Source organism: Streptomyces asoensis (assembly GCF_016860545.1).
GTDB lineage: Bacteria > Actinomycetota > Actinomycetes > Streptomycetales > Streptomycetaceae > Streptomyces > Streptomyces asoensis.
The window spans coordinates 1,801,811-1,825,395 of record NZ_BNEB01000005.1; the positions used below are offsets into that span (position 1 = coordinate 1,801,811).

Genomic DNA, 23,585 nt, shown 5'->3' on the forward strand with positions numbered 1-23,585 from the left:
TGGTCGTCGGGTGAGTGGTCGTGGTCGTCGGTCGCGTGGTCGGGGTCGTCGTGGGGGCAGCCGGTCACGGCCGGGGGCCGGTCCCGGCCGCTCGGCGCACCAGGGCCTCCAGGGCCCGGAACCAGGTCCGTGCCAGGTCCCGGACGGCGTCCTCGGTGAGGAGCCCGGCCGCGTACGACCAGTGGGCGTTCAGTTCCGGTCCGCCGGGGAGGTCCTCGGTGAGGGCGTTGAGGGTGAGCGCGTGGGAGATCGGCATGTCCGGGTCCGCGTCCAGGTCGGCGGCGTCCTCCTCGGGCGCGTAGGACCAGTCGGCGGCCTCCGGGCGCCCGAAGCGGCCCATGTAGTTGAACTCGATCTGCGGCTCCCCGAGCCGGGCCAGCCGGGGGCCGGCCGCCGCGTCGAGGTGGCGCAGCAGGCCGTGTCCGATGCCGGAGGCGGGCAGCGCCGCGAGGTGGGCGCGGATCCGCGCCAGGGCCTCGTCCAGCGCGGGCCCGCCCGCGAAGGCGTCCGCGCGGTCCGCGTCGCCCGGGTCGAGCCGTACCGGGACCACGCTGGTGAACCAGCCGACGGTGCGCGACAGGTCGGCGCCGCCCGCGAGTTCCTCCTCGCGGCCGTGGCCCTCCAGGTCGACCAGGACGGGTCCGCCCGGCCCCCGCGTGCCCGCGGTCCGCGACCGCCAGTCGCCGACGGCGAGGGCGAACGCGGTGAGCAGGACGTCGTTGACGGTGGCGCCGAAGGCGGCCGGGACACGGCTCAGCAGCGGCCCGGTCAGGTCGGCGGGCAGGGTCAGGGAGAGGTGGCGGGTGGTGGCGACGGTGTCCCGGGCGGGGTCCAGCGGGCGCGCCGACGGCAGGCCTGCGCCCGCCGCGAGGACGGAGGTCCACCACGGCAGCTCGTCCCGTGTCGCCGGGTCGGCGGCCCGCGTGCCCAGCAGCCTCGACCAGCGGGCGAACGACATCTCGACCGGCGCCGGTGCGGCGGGGCGGCCGGTGCGGACGGCGGCCCAGGCGGCGGCGAGGTCGGGCAGCAGGACCCGCCAGGAGACGCCGTCGACCACGAGGTGGTGGACGAGGAGCAGCAGCCGGCCGGGGTGTCCGGGTCCGGCGTCGAACCAGACCGCCCGCACCATCGCCCCGCCGTCCGGGTCCAGCCCGTCCCGTGCGGTCGCGGCGTGGGCGCAGACCGCGGCGCGCAGGGTCGCCTCGTCCGCGCCGCGCACATCGGCCCGGGTGAGCCAGGAGCCGACGTCGGTGTCCCGCGCCGGGGGGACCAGCAGGGCGCCCTCGGGGTCGCGGACGAGGCGGGCGCGGAGCAGGTCGTGCCGGGCGGCGAGCGCCGTGAGGACGGTCAGCAGCCCGGGTCCGGTCAGGTCGGCCGGGGTGCGGACCAGGGCCGCCTGGTGGTAGGCGGCGATCGGGCCGCCGCGTTCGAGCAGGGCGCGCATGACCGGGGTGAGCGGGACGGTGCCGGTGCCGTCGTCGTGGACGCCGTGCCGCTCGCCGGCCCCGAGCGGGACCGCGACGGCGGCCAGCTCGGCGACGGTGCGGTGCCGGAAGACCTGCCGGGGGGTGACCCGCAGACCGCCGGCCCGGGCCCGGGCGACGAGCTGCATGGCGATGATGCTGTCGCCGCCGAAGGCGAAGAAGTCGTCGTCCGTGCCGACCGTCTCGGCGGGCAGCCCGAGGACGTCCGCGAACACGTCGCGCAGGGTGCGTTCGGTGTCGCTCGCCGGGGCCCGGCCGCCGCCCGCCGCGGCGAAGTCCGGGGCGGGCAGGGCGGCCCGGTCGAGCTTGCCGTTGGACAGCAGCGGCAGCCGGTCCAGGACGACCACGGCGGCGGGGACCATGTAGTCGGGCAGCACGGCGGCGGTGTGGGCGCGCAGCGCGGCCGGGTCCGGCCGGGTGCCGTCCGGGACGACGGCGTAGGCGACGAGCTGCCGTACGCCCGGGCGGTGTTCGCGGGCCACGACGACCGTCCGCGCGACGGCCGGGTGGGTGTCCAGCGCGGCCTCGATCTCGGCGAGTTCGACCCGGTAGCCGCGGATCTTGACCTGGTCGTCGGTGCGGCCGGCGAACTCCAGCAGGCCGTCCTCGGTCCAGCGGGCCAGGTCGCCGGTGCGGTACATGCGCGCGCCGGGCGCCGCGAACGGGTCGGCCACGAAGCGCTCGGCGGTCAGGTCCGGCCGCCCGAGGTAGCCGCGGGCCAGGCCCGGTCCCGCCAGGTACAGCTCGCCGGTGACGCCGGGCGGCACCGGGCGCAGCGCGGTGTCCAGCACATAGGCGCGGCCCCCGTGGACGGGGCGGCCGACGACCGGGTCCGCGCTGTCGCGGACCCGGCCGACGAGGGCGTCGACGGTCGCCTCGGTCGGGCCGTACAGGTTGAACGCCTCGGTGTCCGGCAGGGCGGCCAGCCGGCTCCACAGCGACGGGGGGACGGCCTCGCCGCCGAAGCCGACCGCGGAGAGCGGGCAGTCGCCGTCGGCGGTGATCAGCCCGCTGTCCGCCATGCGGGCCAGCAATGACGGGGTGACCTCGATGAAGTCGATGCCCCGGTCCCGGACGAAGGCGGTGAGGAGTTCGGGGTCGCGGCGGGTCTCGTCGTCCGCGATGTGCAGGGCGTGGCCGTCCAGCAGCCACAGCTGCGGCTGCCAGGAGGCGTCGAAGGAGAAGGACCAGGCGTGCGCGACGCGCAGGTGACGGCGTCCGGCGCGGCGCCGGGCGGCTTCGTACAGGTCGTGGCGGTGGCTGTGGAAGAGGCCGGCGATGCCCCGCTGGGTGACGACCACGCCCTTGGGGCGGCCCGTCGAGCCGGAGGTGTAGATGACGTAGGCGGGGTGGTCGGGGGCGGGGGCGACGGGTTCCGCCTGCGGCGGGCCGAGGGGCTCGGCGTCGGTCACGGGGTCGGCCAGGGCGTCGAGCAGGAGCACCGGGACGCCGGTCGCGGGCAGCGCGGCGGCACTCTCGCCGGTGGCCAGGAGCAGGACCGGGCGGGCGTCGTCGAGCATGCCGGTGAGCCGGCTCGCGGGGAGGTCGGGGTCGAGGGGCAGATAGGCGGCGCCCGCCTTCATCACCGCGAGGATCGCGGCGATGTGGCCGGCGGTGCGGGGCAGGGCGAGGGCCACGATCCGCTCGGGTCCCGCGCCGTGGGCGGCGAGGATCCGGGCCAGCCGGTCGCTGCGGGCGTCGAGTTCGGCGAACGTCCAGGTGACGTCGGTGTCCGTGACGGCGATCCGGTCCGGGGACGCGGCGGCCCGGGCGGTGAACAGGGCGGGCACGGTGTCCGGCCGCCGGTCCGGACCGGCGGGCAGCGCGGTGTCGTTCCAGGTGCGCAGGACGGTGTGCCGGTCGGCGGGGCCGAGCAGGTCGAGGCGTCCGACCGGGCGGTCCGGGTCGGCCGCCATACCGGTGAGCAGGGTGGTCAGGGCCGCCGTGATCCGCCGCACGGTGGCCCGGGTGAACAGCTCGGGGCGGAACTCGGCGGTCAGGCGCAGCCGTTCGGCGGGCTCGACGGCCCATGCGAACGGGTAGTGGGTGGCGTCCTCGTGGTCGCGGACCGTGACGCGCGGACCGGCGCCCTCCCCGTCCGACCCGGCAGGCTCGGCCACCGGGTACGACTCGAACACCACCAGGGTGTCGAAGAGTTCGCCGAGTCCGGCGGCGCGCTGGATGTCGGCGAGTCCGAGGTGCTGGTGGGCGATGAGCCGGGACTGCTCGTCCTGGAGGCGTGCGAGCAGACCGGCCGTGCTCTCCTGCGGAAGGACCCGTACCCGGACGGGCACGGTGTTGATGAACAGGCCGATCATCGACTCGGACCCGGCGAGTTCGGGCGAGCGGCCGGCGACGGTGGCGCCGAACACCACGTCCTGGCGTCCGGTGAGCCGGCCGAGGAGGACGCCCCAGGCGGCCTGGACGAGGGTGTTGAGGGTGACGCCATGGCGCCGGGCGAACGTCTCCAGCTCCGCCGTGTGCCCGGCGTCCAGTTCGACGGTGTGGGTGTGCGGCACGGCGGCGGCCCGGTCCGCGTCGGCGGGCGCGAGCCGGGTGGGCTCGGCGAGGGTGCCGAGGGCGTCGGCCCACGCGGCGGCCGAGGCGGCCGGGTCCTGGGCGGCCAGCAGCCTCAGGTGGTCGCGGTAGGGGGCGGGCGCGGTCGGGACGCGGCCCTCATAGCGGGCCCACAGCTCGGCCGTGAGCAGCGGCAGCGACCAGCCGTCCAGCAGGAGGTGCTGGTGGGAGAGGACGAGCCGGTGCCGTCGCGGGGCGAGCCGGACGAGCAGCATCCGCAGCAGGGGCGGGTGCCGGGGGTCGAACCGGCGCCGCTCCTGGCCGAGCAGACGGGTCCACCGGTGCGGGTCGTCGCCCGGGCCGGAGTGCGTTTCCGCGCCGTGGGGGGTGTCCGGAGCGCCGTCCTTGAGGTCGAGCTGCCGCCAGGGCAGCACGGCCGTGCGCGGTACGACGGCGACCGGGCGGCCGGAGGACAGGTGGCGGAAACCGCTGCGCAGGTTCTCGTGCGCGTCGAGCACCGCCTGTCCGGCGGCCCGCAGCCGGTCGGGGTCCAGCGGCCCCTCCAGGTCGTAGGAGACCTGGACGGTGTACACGTCGGGGCCTTCCTCGCCGGAGTCGAGGGCGGCGTGGAAGAGCAGTCCGGCCTGGAGCGGGGAGACGGGCAGGACCGCCGTTCCGGCGGGCAGGGCGGCGAGTTCGGCGCGCTCGTCGTCGGTGAGGCCGGGCAGCAGGACGCCGTCGTGCTCGCGGTCGGCGGCGGGGCCGGTGGGGGCGGCGACGGCGGCCAGTCCCGCGACGGACTTGTGCCGGAAGACGTCGCGGGGGCTGAAGGCGAGCCCGGCGGCGCGCGCGCGGGCGACCAGCTGCATGGCGACGATGCTGTCGCCGCCGAGCGAGAAGAAGTCGTCCTCGACGCCGACCCGTTCGAGGCCGAGGACGTCCGCGACGAGGGCGCCGAGGGTCTCCTCCGGTTCCGTGCGCGGCCGGGTGCCGGTCACCTCGGCGGTGAAGTCGGGTGCGGGCAGGGCCCGTCGGTCCAGCTTGCCGTTGGGGGTGAGCGGGAGGGCGTCGAGGGTGACCACGGCGGCCGGGACCATGTGGTCGGGCAGCACCTCTGCGGCACGGGCGCGCAGCGCGGTCGCGTCCACCGGCGCGCCGTCACCGGCCGGGACGACGTACGCGACGAGGCGGGCGTCGCGCAGGACGACGGTGGCGTGGCCGACGGACGGGTGGGCCGCGAGGACGGTCTCGATCTCGCCGGGCTCGATCCGGAATCCGCGCAGCTTGACCTGGTCGTCGGCGCGGCCCAGGTACTCCAGTGCGCCGTCCCGGGTCCAGCGGGCCAGGTCGCCGGTGCGGTACATCCGGGCGCCGGGCGCGTCGGCCCAGGGGTCGGCGACGAACCGTTCGGCGGTGAGTCCCGGACGGTCCAGGTAGCCGCGGGCCAACTGGACGCCCGACAGGTACAGTTCGCCGGCCACGCCGGGCGGGACCGGGCGCAGCGCCGCGTCCAGGACGTAGGTGCGGGTGTTCCACACCGGGCGGCCGATCGGCACGCGGTCCGGGTCGGCGGGCACCTCGTGGAAGGTGACGTCCACGGACGCCTCGGTGGGGCCGTACAGGTTGTGCAGGCGGCTGCCCGGCAGGAGGCGGTGGAAGCGGGCGGCCAGGGGTGCGGGCAGCGCCTCGCCACTGCACATCACCTCGCGCAGGCCCGTGCACCGGGCGGCGGCCGGCTCGTCGAGGAAGGCGCGCAGCATCGACGGCACGAAGTGCGTGACGGTGATGTGCTGACGCTCTATCAGATCGGCCAGGTACAACGGGTCGTGATGGCCCTCGGGGCGCGCGAGCACCAGGGCGGCCCCGGTGACGAGCGGCCAGAAGAACTCCCAGACCGACACGTCGAAGCCGGACGGGGTCTTCTGGAGGACCCGGTCGGCGGCGTCGAGGCGGTAGGTGTCCTGCATCCACAGCAGCCGGTTGACGATGCCCTCGTGCGGGACGACGACCCCCTTGGGGCGTCCGGTCGAGCCGGAGGTGTAGATCACGTAGGCGGGGTGGCGCGGGTCGTACGCGGCGGGCAGCGGCGCGTGCGCCGGACGGGCGGGGACGCCCTCGGCGTCCACCATGAGGACGGGCACCCCGGTGCCGGGCAGGGTGGCTGCGTCGCCGGTGACGGCACAGACCGGGCGGGCGTCGGCGAGCGTGTACGCGAGCCGCTCGGCCGGGTGGCCCGGGTCCAGGGGGAGGTGGGCGGCGCCGGCGCGGTGGACGGCCAGCAGCGACACGACGAGGCCTGGGGAGCGCGGCAGGGCGACGGCCACGGTGGTCTCGGCGCCCGCCCCGTGCGCGGCGAGGGTGTGGGCGAGGCGCTCCACCCGCAGGTCGAGCTCGGCGTAGGTGAGGGCGGTGTCCTCGAAGACGACGGCGGTGGCCCCGGGGGTGCGCGCGGCCTGGGCGCGGAACAGCTCCGGCAGGGTGAGGCCGGGCAGCGGCCGGGCCGTGTCGTTCCACCCGGTGAGGACGAGCGCGCGTTCGTCCTCGCGCAGGACGTCGAGGGTGCCGACGCGGCGGCCGGGGTCGTCGCTCACCTGTGCCAGCAGCGACTCCAACCGCGCGGCGAGGAGTTCGGCGGTCGGCTCGTCGAAGAGGTCGGCGCTGTACTCGATCCAGCACCGCATGCCGTCCTCGCCCTGCTCGACGAAGTCGAAGCTGAGGTCGAACTTGGCGTCCCGCTGCTCCAGCGGCTCGGCACGGGCGGTCAGACCGGCCAGCCCGGGGACGGCGCCAGCGCTCTCCAGGTGGACGACCATCACCTGGAACAACGGGTGCCGGGCCAGTGAGCGGGCCGGGTTGACGGCCTCGACCAGCCGGTCGAAGGGCAGGTCCTGGTGCTCGTACGCGGCGAGGTCGAAGGCGCGGACCCGGGCGAGCAGTTCGGCGAACGTGGGGTCGCCGGAGACGTCGGTGCGCAGCACCAGCGTGTTCACGAAGAAGCCGACCAGGTCTTCGAGGCGTTCGTCGGAGCGCCCGGAGACCGGTGCGCCCAGCGGGATGTCGTCACCCGCGCCGAGCCGGTGCAGCAGTGCGGCGACGGCGGCCTGGGCGACCATGAACACGCTGACGCCGTGGTCGCGTGCCAGGGTGCGCAGGGCGCGGGTCCGTCCGGCGTCGAGGGTCAGCCCGACGGCGCCGCCGCGATGGCTGCTCTCGGCCGGCCGGGGCCGGTCGGCGGGCAGCGTCAGTTCGTCCGGCAGGTCCGCGAGCACACGGCGCCAGTGGGCCAGTTGGGCGCTCTGGCGGCTGTCCGGGTCGGCGGGGTCGCCGAGTGCCGCGCGGTGCCAGAGGGCGTAGTCGGCGTACTGCACGGGCAGCGGGGACCACTCGGGCGCGCGCCCCGCGCGGCGGGCCTCGTAGGCGGTGGCCAGGTCGCGCCGGAGGGGACCGTCGGACCACTGGTCGCCCGCGATGTGGTGCAGCACCAGCAGCAGGACGTGCTCGTCCGCCCGCAGGCGGAACACATGCACCCGCAAAGGGAGTTCGCGTTCCAGGGCGAAGCCCTGCGCGACGGCTCCGGCGAGCAGGGCGGGCAGTTCGGCCTCGGTCGCCCGGCCGCGGTGCACGGGCACGGTCGCCCGGGACGGTTCGAGCACGACCTGGCGGGGCCGGCCGTCGCGTTCGGGGAAGACCGTGCGCAGGCTCTCGTGGCGCGCCACGACGTCGTTCAGCGCGGCCTCCAGCGCGTCCGCGTCGAGGGTGCCGGTCAGCCGCCAGGCCGCCGGGATGTGGTAGGTGGCTCCCGGCCCCTCGATACGGTGCAGCAGCCACAGCCGCTGCTGGGCGAAGGACAGCGGGAGTTCGCCGGTCCGGTCCCCGACGACGAGGGCGGGCGGCCCGCCGGCCCGGTCGTCGAGCAGGGCGGCGAGCAGGGCGGGGGTGGGCGCCTCGAAGACGCTGCGGACGGTGAGGTCGGCCCCGAGCAGGGTGCGGATCCGGCCGACGAGGCGCATGGCGAGCAGCGAGTGCCCGCCGAGCGCGAAGAAGTCGTCGTCGGCGCCGACCCGTTCGAGTCCGAGGACGTCGCCGAAGAGCCCGGCGACGATCTCCTCGCGCGGCCCGCGGGGCGGGGCGCCCCGCCCGCCCGCGGTGGTGAAGTCGGGGCCGGGCAGGGCCGTCCGGTCGAGCTTGCCGTTGGGGGTGAGGGGCAGCGAGTCCAGCGGGACGAAGGCCGCGGGCACCAGGTGCGCGGGGAGCACCGCGGCCGTGTGGGCCCGCAGTCGCGCGCCGTCCACCGCTGCCCCGGCGGCCGGGACGACGTACGCCACCAGTCGCTGGTCGCGGAGCAGGACGACGGCACGTCCGACGTCCGGGTGCCGGTTCAGGGTGTCCTCGATCTCGCCGGGTTCGACGCGGAAGCCGCGGACCTTCACCTGGTCGTCGGTGCGTCCCAGGTAGTCGACGGTCCCGTCGGTGTTCCAGCGGGCCAGGTCCCCGGTGCGGTACATCCGGGTGCCCGGTGCCCCGTACGGGTCGGCGACGAAACGCTCCGCGGTGAGGGCGGGCCGGTCGAGGTAGCCGCGCGCGAGCTGGACGCCCGCGAGGTACAGCTCGCCGGGGACACCGGCCGGCACCGGTCGCAGCGCGGCGTCGAGCACCAGCACGCGGGTGTTCCACACGGGGCGGCCGATGGACACCCGCGGCGCGTCCGGTCCGATCTCGACGGCCGTGACGTCGACGGAGGCCTCGGTCGGCCCGTAGAGGTTGTGCAGCTCGGCGGTCAGCGTCCGGTGGAAGCGGCGGGCGAGGGCCGGGGGCAGGGCCTCGCCGCTGCACATCACCCGGCGCAGTCCGGTGCAGCGCGCCGCGGAGGGCTCCTCCAGGAACAGCTGGAGCATGGACGGCACGAAGTGGACGGTGGTGACGTCCTGTTCGCGGATCAGCCGGGTCAGGTAGGCCGGGTCGCGGTGGCCCTCGGGGCGGGCGAGCACCAGGGCGGCGCCGCTGATCAGGGGCCAGAAGAACTCCCAGACCGACACGTCGAAGCCGGACGGGGTCTTCTGGAGGACCCGGTCGGCGGCGTCGAGGCGGTAGGTGTCCTGCATCCACAGCAGCCGGTTGACGATGCCCTCGTGCGGGACGACGACCCCCTTGGGGCGTCCGGTCGAGCCGGAGGTGTAGATCACGTAGGCGGGGTGGCGCGGGTCGCAGGCGGCGGGAGGTTCCGCCTCGGGGCCGGTCGGCAGGGCGTCGCGCACCACGCAGACCGGGCGGGCGTCCTCGACCATGAGCGCGAGGCGCTCCGGCGGGTAGTCGGGGTCGAGCGGCAGGTAGGCGGCTCCGGCGCGGTGGACCGCGAGCAGCGCGACGACCAGGTCGGCCGAGCGCGGGAGCGCGACGGCCACGGTGCGTTCGGGACCCGCGCCGAGCGCGGTGAGCACCCGCGCGGTCCGCTCCACGCGGGCGTCCAGTTCGGCGTAGGTGAGCCGCAGCTCCTCGGTGACGAGGGCCGTGGCGTCCGGGGTGCGCGCGGCCTGGTCGCGGAAGAGTGCGGGCAGTGTGGTGGACGGGACGGGGCGGTCGGTGGCGTTCCACGTCTCGAGCACCCGTGTGCGCTCGGCGTCCTCCAGGATCCCGAGGTCACGGATCGCCCGGTCCGGTTCGGCGGCCGCCCGTTCCAGCAGCCGCAGTGCGCGGCCGGCGAGCCGCTCGGCCGTCGTGTGGTCGAAGAGGTCGCCCGCGTACTCCAGCAGCAGGACGATCCGGTCGTTGCCGGTCTCGTCGACGAAGGTGAAGTGGAGGTCGAACTTGGCCGCGCCGGTGTCCATGTCGAACCACTCGGTCCGCAGACCGAGCACGTCCGGGTCGCCGTCGGGCCGGTGGTGGTAGCCCAGCATGACCTGGAAGAGCGGGTTGCGCCCGGCGACACGGGGCGGGTTGAGCGCCTCCACGACCCGGTCGAAGGGCAGGTCCTGGTGCTCGAAGGCCGCGAGCGACGACTCGCGCACCCGCTTCAGCAGTTGACGGAACGTCAGTCCCTGCCCGGTCAGATCGGTGCGCAGGACCAGGGTGTTGACGAAGAAGCCGACCAGGTCCGCGAGTGCCTCGTCGGTACGGCCGGCGATGGGGGCGCCGAGGGGGATGTCGTCGCCCGCGCCGAGGCGGTGCAGCAGTGCGGCGGTACCGGCCTGGAACAGCATGAACATGCTGGTCCCGGTGGCGGCGGAGAGGTCCCGCAGGGCGTGGCCGGTGGCGGTGGGCAGTTCCAGGCGGACCTTGCCGCCGCGCCCGGTCGGCTCGGCGGGGCGCGGCCGGTCGGCCGGCAGGGCGAGCTCCTCGGGGAGGCCGCGCAGGGCGTCCGTCCAGTGGGCGAGCTGGTCGCCGCCGGTCCGCGCGAGCAGGTCCTCCTGCCACAGGGTGTAGTCGGCGTACTGCACCGGCAGGGCCGTCCAGACGGGCGGGCGCCCCTCGCGCCGGGCCGCGTAGGCGGTGCCGAGATCGGCGAGGAAGGGCCGGTCGGACCATTCGTCGGTGGTGATGTGGTGCAGCACGACGGCCACCACGTGGTCGTCCGGTGAGAGCCGGAACACCTCGCAGCGCAGCGGGAGTTCGGCCGTCAGGTCGAAGGGCCGGCGCTGGGCCGCCCCGATCAGCTCCGGCAGCTCCCGTTCGGCGCATCCGGTCACCGTGCAGACGGGGACCGCCTCGTCGGCCGGGACGATCCGCTGGTACGGCACGCCCTCGTGCACCGGGAACACCGTCCGCAGCGCCTCGTGGCGTCCGGCGACGTCCCGCAGGGCGGCGCCCAGCGCCTCGGTGTCGAGGCCGCCGCGCAGCCGGAAGACCAGCGGGAAGTTGTAGGCGACGCCGGTGCCGGTGATCTCCTCGACCAGGAGCAGGCGGCGCTGGGCCGCCGACAGGGGGACACGGGCCGGCCGGGCGGCGACCGCGACCACCGCCGGGCGGGCGGGGGCGGCACGGTCCGCGCGGCCCGCGAGGAGCGCCGGGGTGGGCGCCTCGAAGAGGTCGCGGATGGCGAGTTCGGTGCCCAGTTCCGTACGGGCGCGGCTGACCAGCCGGGTGGCGAGCAGCGAGTGCCCGCCCAGGTCGAAGAAGTCGTCCTCGGCGCCCACCTCGGGCAGCCCCAGCACCTCCGCGAACAGCCGGCACAGCACCTGCTCCCGCGGGGTGCGCGGGCCGCGTCCGCCACCGAGGGCGACGGCGGGTTCGGCCTCGGGCAGGGCGCGCACGTCGAGCTTGCCGTTGGCGTTCATGGGCAGGCCGTCGACGGTGACGAAGGCGGCCGGGACCATGTAGTCGGGCAGTTCGCGCCCCAGGTCCTCGCGCAGCCGTCGCACCAGGGCGCTCGCCTCGCGGGCGGCGGTGGGCTCGTTGGCGAGCGGGCGGTCGGCGCCGCCGCCGGGGCGGAACAGGCCGGCCGTGAGCCGGGGTTCGGGGGAGGCGGCGGACGCCAGGAACACGGCGTCGAAGGTCCCGTCCCGCCCCGACCAGGTGGTCAGCACCCGGTACCCGGCCGCCGCGCCGAGTTCGTGCAGGTGCTCGGGGTCGACGCCCGTCTGCGACGTCCGGCCGTCGGGCACGCCGGTCAGGCGCAGGCCGTCGGGCGCCGCACCGCGCGGGCGGCGCCCGGCGCCGTCGCCCGGCGACCGCTTCGCGCGCAGCAGTTCGCCGATGGCGGCGGCCGAGGACCAGTCGCCGCGCACGAGTTCGCCGACGGTGTCGGCGGTCGCCCAGTCGACCACCGGGAGGCCGTCGAGCCGTACGTCCGGCTCGCCGGCGTGCAGGACGACGTCGTAGCGGTGCCGGGTCAGCTCGTTGTGGTGGTGGCCGCGCTTGGTGCGCAGGTCGACGCCGTAGCCGAGGGTGGTGAAGTAGTCGGGGTCGACGAGGAGTTCCTTCTCCAGCCGCAGACCGCGCTCGACCGCCCGCTCGAGTTCGGCGCCGGCGGCGCCGCGGGCGCGCTGGATCTCGGTGTGGAAGGTGCGGGCGAGGCGCAGGTTGCGGACGTCGCCGACGAACAGGGCGCCGCCGGGTGCGAGCAGGTCCATGGCGCCGCGCAGCACGGTGGTGAGATGGGCGAGGCTCGGGAAGTACTGGACGACGGAGTTGATGACGATCGTGTCGAACCAGCCGGCGGGCAGGCCGCTCAGGTCCTCGGCCGGCCGGCAGCGCAGTTCGACCTTGGCGGCCAGCGCGGGGTCGCGCCGCACCTCCTCGCCGATCTTGCGGATGACGGGCGCGGCGAAGTCGGTCGCCCAGTAGGCCTCGGCGTCCGGGGCGAGCCGGGACAGCAGCAGCCCGGAACCGACGCCGATCTCCAGGATGCGGCGGGGACGCAGCGCGGCGATCCGGGCGAGGGTGGCCTCGCGCCACTCGTGCATCTCCTCGAAGGGGATGGGGCGGCCGTCGTAGGAGCTGTCCCAGCCGTCGTAGCGCTCGGTGAAGACCGCGGTGCCGATCTCCTCGTACTCGTCGGAGTAGATCTCCTGCCACTCCCCGACCTGGGCGGCCTCGGCGGCGGAGCGCTCCGCGGGGTCCGCGTCGTCGTCGGCGGGCACGACGTAGCCGACCAGGCGCTCGTCACGGACCACGACGGCGGCCTGGGCGACCAGGGGGTGCCGGCCGAGCGCGGTCTCGATCTCGCCGGGTTCGACGCGGTAGCCGCGGATCTTGACCTGGTCGTCGGTGCGGCCGAGGAAGTCGAGGTTGCCTCCCCCGGCCTCCGGCCGGGGGGACCCCCAGGGGTTGCGGCGCACCAGGTCACCGGTGCGGTACATGCGCTCGCCGGGTTCCCCGAACGGGTCGGCGACGAAGCGTTCGGCGGTCAGCGCGGGCCGCCCGAGGTAGCCGCGGGCGAGACCGACGCCCGCGATGTACAGCTCTCCGGGCACACCGTCGGGCACCGGCCGCAGCCAGGCGTCGAGGACATGGGCGCGGGTGCCCCGGATGGGCCGGCCGACGGTCGGGGTGTCGCTGTCGAGGGTGCCGCCGCCGAGGGTGTTGATGGTGTACTCGGTGGGACCGTACAGGTTGTAGCCGTACGTCCCGTCGGTGTCGCGCAGCGCCGTCCACACCGTCTCGGGGACGGCCTCGCCGCCGAGCAGCACCAGCGGCGGGACGTGGCCCTCCAGCAGTCCCTGCTCGATCAGCAGCCGGGCGTAGGTGGGGGTGACGTTGACGACGTCGACGCGGTGCCGTTCGCAGTAGGCGACCAGCGCCTCGGCGTCCCGGCGCAGTTCCTCGTCGCAGACGTGCACTTCATGTCCCTCGACCAGCCAGAGCAGTTCCTCCCAGGACATGTCGAAGGCGAAGGACACGGTGTGCGCGATGCGCAGCCGGCGCCCGCCGGCCGCGGCGACGGCCGGGGCGAAGATCTCCTTCTGGTGGTTGAGCTGCATGTTCGTCAGCCCCCGGTAGGGGGTGACGACGCCCTTGGGGCGGCCGGTGGAGCCCGAGGTGTAGATGACGTAGGCCGGGTGCTCCAGGCTGAAGCGCAGCGCGGGCGGGGCGTCGGAGCACGCGGCCAGTTCGCGCCTCGTCCGCGGGTCGTCGAGCAGGACGCGCGGCAGGTCCGCGTCCAGGGTGGCGGAGACGGCCGCGGTGGTGAGCAGGAGCAGCGGGCGGGCGTCGGCCAGCATCAGCGACAGCCGGTCGGCCGGGTGGTCCGGTTCCAGCGGCAGGTAGGCGGCGCCGGTGCGCAGCACGGCGAAGAGCGCGACCACCATGTCCAGGGAGCGCGGCAGGCCGAGCGCCACGACCTGCTCGGGGCCGGCGCCCCGCTCGATCAGCAGCCGTGCGGTGCGGTTCACGGCCGCGTCGAGTTCGGCGTACGTCAGGGTGCGTGTCCCGAAGACGAGGGCCCGGGCGTGCGGGGTACGGGCGGCCTGCGCGGCCAGCAGGTCGGCGATGGTGTCCTCGGGTGCGGGTACCCGGCTCGCCGCCGACCGGGCGCGCAGTGCCTCGTGTTCTGCGGGCAGCAGCGGGTCGAGGGAGCCGACGGGGGCGGTGAGGTCGGCGCTCAGCCGCTCCAGGAGCAGGGCGAACCGGTCGAGGAGGTCGCGCGCGCGGTCCGCGGGGACGAGGTCGCGACGGTGGGTGAGGGTGACGGTGATCCGGCGGCCCGGGGTGACGACGAGGTTGGCCGGGTAGTGGGTGGCGTCGGCGTTGGTGACGGCCGTGGCGCCGTGCCGGGTGCGCAGGTCCGCCAGCCGCTCCTCGGTGTCGTTGTTGCGCAGCACGAACAGGGTGTCGAAGAGCTTGCGGTGCCCGGTCTCCGCCTGGAGCACACCGAGGCTCAGGTGCTCGTACGGCATGAGGTCGAGGCGGTCGCCCTGGACGCGGCGGAGCAGGTCGAGGACCGGCTCGGCGGGGTCGAGGGCGATCCGCGTGGGGACCGTGTTGAGGAACAGGCCGATGATGTCGCCGACGTCGGGGACCTCGCTGGGCCGGCCGGCCACCGTGGTGCCGAACACGACGTCGGTACGGCCGGTGGCGGAGGCGAGGGTGAGTGCCCAGGCGGCGTTGAGGAACGTGTTGAGGGTCAGGCCGTGGGCGCGTCCCGTCGCGCGCAGCCGGTCGCCGAGCGCGGCGGGCAGGCGCAGGTCGAGCCGGTCGGGGATGACCGGTTCGAGGCCGTCGGCGGCGGTGGGGGCGAGCAGGGTGGGCTCGTCGAGACCGGCGAGGGCGGTGCGCCAGGCGGCCGTGGCGGCCGAGTCGTCCTGCCGTTCCAGCCAGGTGAGGTAGTCGCGGTAGCTGCCGCGGTCGGGCAGGGCCGTCGCGTCGCCGCCCGTCCCGTAGAGCGCGAACAGCTCGTCGAGGAAGAGCCAGGCCGACCAGCCGTCCCAGAGGATCAGGTGGCGGCCGATGACGAGCCGGTCGCCGCGCTTGGCGCCGAGGCGCAGCAGGAGCAGCCGGAACAGCGGGGGCGCCGAGAGGTCGAAGCGCCGGTGGCGTTCGGCGTCCGTCAACTCCCTTATCTGTAGGTCCTGTTCGGCGGCAGGGAGGTGGGAGAGGTCGACCTCGTCGAGCGGGACCGGCGGGTCCTCGACGATGAACTGCACCGGCTGGTCCAGTCCTTCGCCGGTGAACCCGGCCCGCAGGCCCGGGTTGCGGGTGAGGAGGGTGCGGACGGCGGCGCGCAGCCGTCCGGTGTCGAGCCGGGCCGCGAAGTCGAAGGTCTCGTGGACGGTGTAGACGTCGAGGGCGCCCTCGTCGTACGCCGAGTGGAAGAACAGGCCCTCCTGGAGGGGTGCCAGCGGCCACACGTCGGCGACGGCGGCCGGGGCGGCCAGCGCGCGGACGCGGGCGTGCCCGGCCTCGGTGAGCACGAAGGGGGCCGCGCGGGTCGGACCGGCGGCCGGCGCCGCCGTGCCGGTGGCCGCCGCGGCCGCGAGTGCGGCGGGGGTGCGGTGGGTGAACACGTCGCGGGGGCTGAGGTCCAGGCCGGCCGCGCGGGCCCGCCCGGCGACCCCGATGGAGCTGATGCTGTCGCCGCCGAGCCGGAAGAAGTCGTCGTCGGGACCCGTGTCCGCGATGCCCAGGACGGCCGCGAAGATCTCGGTGAGCCGGCGTTCCAGCGGTCCGGCGGGCTCGCGGCGGTCGGCGCGTTCGGCCTCGGGGGCGGGCAGCGCGGCCTGGTCCAGCTTGCCGCTGGGGGTGAGGGGCAGGTCGGCGAGGACGACGTACGCCTCCGGGACGAGGGGCGCGGGCAGCGCCTCCGCGAGGGCGGCGCGCAGCCGCGCCGGGTCGACGTCGTGACCGGCCGCCGGGACCGCGTAGGCGACGAGCCGCTCGTCGCGCACCACGACCGCGCCGCGCGCGACGGCCGGGTGGCGGGTCAGCGCGGCCTCGATCTCACCGGGTTCGATCCGGTTGCCGCGCAGCTTGACCTGCCGGTCGGTGCGGCCGAGGTAGTCCAGGGTGCCGTCGGAGCGGCGGCGCACCAGGTCGCCGGTGCGGTACATGCGGGCGCCCGGCCCGATGGCGTACGGGTCGGCCACGAAGCGTTCGGCGGTCAGCGCGGGGCGCCGGTGGTAGCCGCGCGCCAGCTGGACCCCGGTCAGGTACAGCTCGCCGGGCACGCCGTCGGGGACCGGGCGCAGACAGGGGTCGAGCACGCGCAGACCGGTGTTCCACACCGGCCTGCCGATGGGCACGGTGGTGTCGGACGCGCCGTCGTAGGCGTGGTACGTCACGTCGACGGCGGCCTCGGTGGGACCGTACAGGTTGTGCAGCGGGACGCCGGTCAGCTCCCGCCAGCGGCGGGCGGCGGCCCCGGGCAGGGCCTCGCCGCTGCTGAACACACGGCGCAGCCCGTCCGCCCAGGCGGGGTCGGAGGTCACCTCCTCGGACGCGAGGAACGCCTCCAGCATCGACGGCACGAAGTGCGCCGTCGTCACGCCCGCGGCCCGGACGAGGCGGGCCAGGTAGGCGGGGTCGCGGTGGCCGTCCGGCACGGCGAGGACGACGGCGGCGCCCTCGCACAGCGCCCAGAAGAACTCCCACACGCTCACGTCGAACCCGGACGGCGTCTTCTGGAGCACCCGGTCGTCGGCGGTGAGGCCGTAGGCGCCCTGCATCCAGGCCAGCCGGTTGACGACGGCGCGGTGCGTGACGACGACGCCCTTGGGCCGGCCGGTGGAGCCGGAGGTGTAGATGAGGTAGGCGGGGTCGTCGGGCCGGGCCGGTCGGGTGCCGTCCTCGGGCACGGCCCCGGCATCGGGTACGGCCCCGGCATCGGTCCCGGCGTCGGTGTCGGCCTCGATCACGTCCGGGCCGGCGGCCGACGGCAGCCGTTCCCGGTCGCGGGCCGTGGTGACGACCGTGGTCGCGCCGGAGTCGGCCAGTATGTACGCGAGCCGGTCCGCCGGGTAGTCCAGGTCCAGCGGCAGATAGGCGGCCCCCGACTTCAGGACGGCGAGCAGGGCCACCATGAGCTCCGCCGAGCGCGGCACGGCGACGGCCACGAACCGGCCCGGTCCCGCCCCCCGCGAGCGCAGCGTCCTCGCCAACCGCTCGGCACGCCGGTCGAGTTCGGCGTAGGTCAGGGTGGCCCCGCCGTCGGCGACGACGGCCGTCGCGTCGGGCGTGCGCGCGGCCTGCGCGGCCAGGGCGGCGGCGAGGGTGGTCGCGGGGACCTCACGGGTCTCCCCCGCCGGGTGGGCGCCGGCCCGCTCGGGCGGGGTGAGCAGGTCGAGGTCGGCGACCCGGGCGGCGGGATCCTCGGCCAGGGCGTGCAGGACGAGGGTGAGCCGGTCGGCGAGCGACCGCACGGCGTCGGCGTCCAGTCGGCGGGCGTGATGCTTGAGACGCAGGTCGAGCCGGCGCCCCGGCTTGACGATGAGCGCCAGGGGGTAGTGCACGGCGTCGTGGAAGGCGTGCCCGGCGACGGCGATCGTGCCGGAGGGGTCGGTGACGGCCGGGGCGCCCTCGCCGCCGGGGTAGTTCTCGAACACCACGAGTGTGTCGAACAGTTCGCCGCCGCCCGGGTGGCCTGCGGCGCGCCGGATGTCGGCGAGGCCGAGATGCTGGTGGTCCAGGAGGGCGCTCTGCTCGTCCTGGAGCCGTTCCAGCAGGGCGCCGAGGGTGTCGCCGGGCGCCCAGCGCAGCCGGGTGGGCAGCGTGTTGATGAACAGGCCGATCATCGAGTCGATGCCGTCGACGGCGGCGTCGCGTCCGGCCACGGTGGTGCCGAACAGGACGTCCTGACGGCCCGTCGTCCTGCCGAGGAGCAGTCCCCAGGCGCCCTGGACGAGGATGCCGAGGGTGACTCCGAGGTCCCGGGCGCGGGCGGTGAGCCGCGCGGTGACCCGTTCGGACAGCTCGACGCGGATCTGGGCGGGCTCGATCGGGCCGGCGGGCGCCGGGGCGTCCACCAGCCGCGTGGGCTCCTCGACCCCGGCGAGGGCGGTGCGCCAGGCGTCGCGGGCGGCCTCGCGGTCGGCCCCGGCGATCCGGCGGAGGTAGCCGCGGTAGGGCGCGACCTCGGGCAGCGGGGCCGGGTCCTCGCCGTAGAGGGCGAGGAGTTCGCGGTGCAGGATCGGCAGGGACCAGCCGTCGGCGACGATGTGATGGAACGTCAGCACGAGACGGCTGCGCTCCTGGCCGAGGCGGAGCAGCGCGCAGCGCAGCAGCGGCGGGTGGGCGAGGTCGAACCGACGGGCGCGTTCGTCGGCGGCGACGGCCTCGGCGAGGGAGTGGCGGACCGCCGTGTCGTCCTGCGCGGTCAGGTCGACCTCGCGCCAGGGCAGCCGCGGGCCGGCGGCGACGATCTGGACGGGGCGGCCGTCCGGTGTCTGCCGGAAGCAGGCACGCAGGGGGGCGTGGCGGTCCAGCAGCCGCTGCGCGGCCCGGCGCAGCAGGACGCCGTCGACCGGTCCGGTCAGCTCGACGACCTGCTGCACCACATAGGCGTCGTGTTCGGCGCCGTCCATCAGTGCGTGGAAGAAGAAGCCCTCCTGGAGCGGGCCGAGCGGCAGCGTCTCCTCGATGCGGAGCGCGGACTCCCCTCGCAGGAACAGGAGTTCCTCGTCGGTGGGCGTCCGCCACGGGACACCGGCCGCGGGGTCGTCCGTCCGGTCCGTGGCCGCGGTGCGGGCGACGCCGGCCAGTTCGGCGACCGTACGGTGGCGGAACACGTCACGGGGGGTCAGTTCGAGGCCGGCGCGGCGGGCCAGGACGAGCAGCTGGACGGCGACGATGCTGTCGCCGCCGAGCGCGAAGAAGTCGTCGTCGACGCTCACCGAGGGCACCCGCAGCGCCCGCGCGTACAGCTCGCACAGGAGCCGCTCGCGGTCCGTGCCGGGGTCGCGGCCGGTACGGGTCCGGGTGAGGTCCGGCACGGGCAGCGCGGCGGCGTCGAGCTTGCCGCTGGGGGTGACGGGCAGCCGGTCGAGCGGGACGAAGGCGGCCGGGACCATGTAGTCGGGCAGGGCCGCGGTGGCGTGCCGGCGCAGGGCCCCCATCAGCGCGCCGACGGTACGGAAGGGCGCCGGCCGGTTGGTGAGCGGACGGCCGCCGCCGGGGCGGTAGCGGACGGCGTGGCCGCTGCCCGCGGGGACGAACAGGGCGTCCAGGCTGCCGTCCTCGGCGTCGCCGTTCCAGGTGAGCGTCGCCTCGTAACCGTGCCGGGCGGCGCTGTCGTGGAGGGACTCGGGGTCCACCCCGTGCGAGGCGGTGGCCGGCCTGCTGCTGTCGTGCAGGGCGTCGAGCGCGGCCAGGTCGTCGGCGAGGCGGGCGTTGGGGATGCCGGTGATCCGCACCCGGTCCGGGCCTTCGGCGAGCAGGGCGTCCAGGGCGGGCACCGAACCGAGCGCGGGCCAGGGCGACTCGGGTGTCCCCGCGTCCCCGGCTCGGTCCGCGCCCGGCCGCAGGACCACGTCGTAGCGGTACCGGGTGAGTTCGTTGTGGTGGGCGCCGCGCTTGACGCGGATGTCCGCGGTGAGCCCGTCGAGGGCGGTGAAGTAGTCGGGGTCGACGAGGAGTTCGCCCTCCCAGGCGAGCGCCCGGTCCACGGCGGCGCGCAGGGCCTCCTTGTCCGCCTGCGCCGCGTCGCCGCCGTCCCGCATCCGGCCGCTCTCGACGGCCGCGCTCAGGGTGCGCAGCAGCCGCAGGTTGCGCACGTCGCCGACGAAGAGGGCGCCGCCGGGAGCGAGCAGGGCGGCGGCGGCGCGCAGCACGCCGGTGAGGTAGTCGCCGCCCGGGAAGTACTGCACGACGGAGTTGACGACGATCGTGTCGAAGCGGCCGGCGGGCAGTCCGGTGAGGTCGTGCGCGGGCCGGGCCAGCAGGGTGACGCGGTCCGCGAGGCAGGGGACGGCGGACACCTGGGTCCGCAGGGCGCGTACGGCCTCCTCGGATAGGTCGGTGCCCCAGTACTCCTCGCAGTCGGGGGCGAGCCGGGACAGCAGCAGCCCCGAGCCGACGCCGATCTCCAGGACCCGCCGGGGCCGCAGGGAGCGGATCCGTTCCAGGGTCGCCTCCCGCCACTCGCGCAGGTCGGCGAGGGGGATGGGCAGCCCGTCGTACATGCTGTTCCAGCCCGCGAAGTTCTCCTCGAACCCTTCCGAACCGGCCGCGGAGTACAGCAGTTCGTGCAGGTCCTTCCACTCGGCGACGCCCGCCTCGGCGCCGGTGCCGGGGCCGGCCTCCAGCGCGGGCACGACGTAGGCGGCGAGGCGCCGTTCGCCGGGGCGGTCCTCGCGGACGACGACGGCGGCCTGGTCGACGCCGGGGTGCGAGCGCAGGACGGACTCGATCTCGCCGGGTTCGACCCGGAAGCCGCGGATCTTGACCTGGCTGTCCACGCGGCCGTGGAACTCGAGCCGGCCGTCCGCCTTCCAGCGCACCAGGTCGCCGGTGCGGTAGAGGCGGTCGCCGGGTGCGGCGGCGAGGCCGTCGGGCGCGGCGACGAACCGCTCGGCCGTCAGGCCGGGGCGGCCCAGGTAGCCGCGGGCCAGGCCGGCGCCGCCGAGGTAGAGCTCTCCCGTGACACCGGCGGGGACCGGGCGCAGCCGGTCGTCGAGGACGTAGGCGCGGGTCCCGGGGTCGGGTACGCCGATCGGCACGAGGGTGCCGGCCGGGGTGTCCGGATCGCACCGGCCCAGGGTGGAGTTGGTGGTGGCCTCGGTGGGCCCGTAGGCGTTGAACATCATCCGGCCGCGGGCGTAGCGGGCGACCAGTTCGGGAGAGACCCGCTCGGTGCCGGCGAGCAGGGTCGCCGTGGGCGGGAGCAGGGCGTCGTCCGGCAGGGCGGCGAGCAGGGCGGGCGGCAGGATCATGAAGGTGATGCCGTGCTCGCGGGCGTAGTCGGCGAGCGGGGCGTCCGGCACCCGGCGGTCGGCGGGCACGACGACCAGCCGGCCGCCGGACAGGAGCCCCAGGCAGAGGTCCCAGAACGCCACGTCGAAGCTGGGCGAGGCGAACTGGAGGACGCGGCTGTGCGGGCCGATCCCGAAGCGTTCCCGCTGGGTGGCGACCAGTCCGGCGACGCCCGCGTGGGAGAGCACGGTGCCCTTGGGGCGTCCGGTGGAGCCGGAGGTGTAGATCACGTAGGCCGCGTGCGCTGGCGTCAGGCCGGCGGCGGCCGCGGGGTCGTGCGGGGGGTGGGCGGCCAGTTCGGCGATCGTGTCCGGGGCGTCGAGGACGAGCGGACGGGTGTCCGGGGGAGGTCCGCGACCGTGTCCGCGGTGGTGACCAGGCAGACCGGCCGGGCGTCGGCGAGCATGTACGCGATGCGGTCGGCGGGGTAGTCGGTGTCGACCGGCAGATAGGCGGCGCCCGCCTTCAGGACGGCGACCTCGGCGACGATCATGTCGGCCGAGCGCGGTACGGCGAGGGCGACGACGGTCTCGGGACCGGCGCCCCGGGCCACCAGGGCGTGGGCCAACCGGGCAGCGCGGGCGTCGAGTTCGGCGTAGGTGAGGCGGACGCCCTCGTGGACGAGGGCCACCTCGTGCGGGCGGGCGGCGACCTGGTCGGCGAACATCCGCGGCCAGGTGTGCGCGGGCACGTCGTGCGCGGTGTCGTTCCAGTCGCGCAGGATCCGGTGGCGCTCGGCGCCTTCGAGGATCTCCAGGTCGGCGAGCGGGGTGTCCGGGCGGGCGAGGGCGTCGGCGAGGAGGGTGCGGTAGTGGCCGAGGACGCGGTCGACGGTGGCGGGTGTGAAGAGGTCGCCGCGGTAGTCCGCCGTCACCTCCGCGCCGTCGACCGAGAGCGCCAGGTCCAGCGGACCGGCGTCCTCCCAGGGCGTGTGACCGAAGCCCGTGGCGCACAACAGGGCGCCGCCGCGGAAGGGTTCGGGAGCCAGGAGCCGCACCAGGTCGGCGGTCGGCAGGCGGTGGGCCGCCGCCTGCGCGCGCACGTCCGCGACCTGTGCGCACAGTGCGGCGAACGTCGTGCCGCCGTCCGTCCCGACGCGCAGCGGGAGTCCCTCGTGGGCCACCGTGAGGGCGGTCGCCGTCGCGCCGCCGTAGCGGTGCAGCAGGGCCACGAACGCGGTGAGCGCGGCCGTCCCGTCGGGCGCCGTCTCCAGCGGGGCCGTGCGCCGGGCGCGGGGCGCGTCCCCGTCCCGGCGGGTCGGGTGCGGAAGATCCAGTGGCAGTGCGGGCTGTGGTGCCGGTGCGGTGAACCGCCGCCGCCAGTAGTCCGCCGCCGTCGCCTGTCCAGAAGTGCGCGTGTTGCCCGACACAGCTGCCCGTGCCTCCCAGGTGCGGTTGGAACGGCTCAGCGGAGCCGCGACCGCTCGAATAGTAAGGTAAGCATTGCCTAACTTGATAGACCCTCTCGACGGGCCCTCCCGGCGGACCCTTTCGACCGGGAGCCAAGCGCAGGCGACTGAGGTTATGCTCACCTAACCTGCTGACGGGATCGTCCGGTGGTCCGCCAACAGGGCTGCGCACGACGGGTGATGACCCCGCGACAGCCCCGGCGGCACCCCCGGACCGCGACATGGAGACCGGCACGTGGCTTCACGCAGAAGGCTTCGCACCGCGGTACTGGTGACCCTGGTCGTCGCCCTCCTCGTCGTCCTGTCCCTGCTCTCGCTGGCACTGGGCGCGCTCGACGTCCCCCTCGACCAGGTCGTGCGGGCGATGCTGGGCCGCCCGCCCAGCCGCCTGGTCGACAACGTCGTCTGGTCGGTGCGGGTGCCCCGCACCCTGCTCGGACTGACGACGGGCGCCGCGCTCGGGCTGTCCGGGGCGCTGATGCAGGCCCTCACCCGCAACCCGCTGGCCGACCCGGGCATCCTCGGGGTCAGCGCCGGGGCGTCCTTCGCGATCGTGCTGGCGGTGGCGGTGTTCGGGGCCGGGTCGTTCTACGGCTACGTCTGGTTCGCGTTCGCCGGGGCCCTCGCCGCGAGCGTCCTGGTCTTCTTCCTGGGACGGCTCGGCCGTTCCGGGGCCACGCCGGTGAAACTCGCGCTCGCCGGAGTCGCCGTCACCTCGCTGCTGTCCTCGCTCACCAGCGCCGTCGTCCTGACCGACCAGGACGCCCTGGACCGCTACCGCTTCTGGTCGGCCGGCACGCTGGCCGGCCAGGACTCCGGCGACGTGGCCCGCATCCTGCCCTTCCTCGCCGTCGGCGCGGTCCTCGCCCTGTCCTGCGCGCCGGCCCTCAACAGCATGGCCCTCGGCGACGACGTGGCCGCCTCCCTCGGCCGCAGCCTCGGCGCGGTGCGCCTGCGCGGGGTGACCGCCGTGATGCTGCTGACCGGCGCGTCCGTCGCCGTGATCGGCCCCGTGGTCTTCCTCGGCCTGGTCGTCCCGCACATCGCGCGGGCCCTCGCGCAGTACGCCGGCCTCGGCCCCGACCACCGCTGGCTGCTGCCGCTGTCCGCGGCGCTCGCGCCCGTGCTGCTGCTGTCCGCCGACATCCTGGGCCGGACGGTGGCCAGACCGACGGAGATCCAGGCCGGCGTCCTCGTCGCCTTCCTCGGCGGCCCGTTCTTCATCGCCCTGGTCCGCCGCCGTAAGCTCGCGGAGGTGTGAGCGTGCCCGCACAGTCCTCACCGACCACCCCTTCGGCGCCGGCGCGTCCGCCGGGCGGGGCCGCCGGGCCACCGCCCGC

3 protein-coding genes are annotated in these 23,585 nt (G+C 75.7%); 1 reads left to right on the top strand and 2 read right to left on the bottom strand.

The features are described from left to right. Positions 1–64 precede the first annotated feature (64 nt). Together Saso_RS30825 and Saso_RS39220 are read right to left on the bottom strand one after the other, a co-directional pair. Positions 65–21,142 (bottom strand): non-ribosomal peptide synthase/polyketide synthase, encoded by a 21,078-nt coding sequence (locus Saso_RS30825; RefSeq protein ID WP_413790186.1) that lies wholly within the window; start codon positions 21,140–21,142, stop codon positions 65–67. Continuing rightward, positions 21,088–22,206: an AMP-binding protein gene (locus Saso_RS39220; protein ID WP_413790182.1), complete on the bottom strand. Its 1,119-nt coding sequence runs from the start codon at positions 22,204–22,206 to the stop codon at positions 21,088–21,090. The genes Saso_RS30825 and Saso_RS39220 overlap by 55 nt, the downstream gene beginning before the upstream one ends. A 274-nt stretch (positions 22,207–22,480) precedes the next feature. Between Saso_RS39220 and Saso_RS30830 the strand changes: the two genes are divergently transcribed. Next, the gene (locus Saso_RS30830; RefSeq protein WP_189923276.1) at positions 22,481–23,506 is read left to right on the top strand and encodes a FecCD family ABC transporter permease; all 1,026 of its coding nucleotides are present in this window, start codon (positions 22,481–22,483) and stop codon (positions 23,504–23,506) included. The last annotated feature ends 79 nt before the right edge of the window (positions 23,507–23,585 follow it).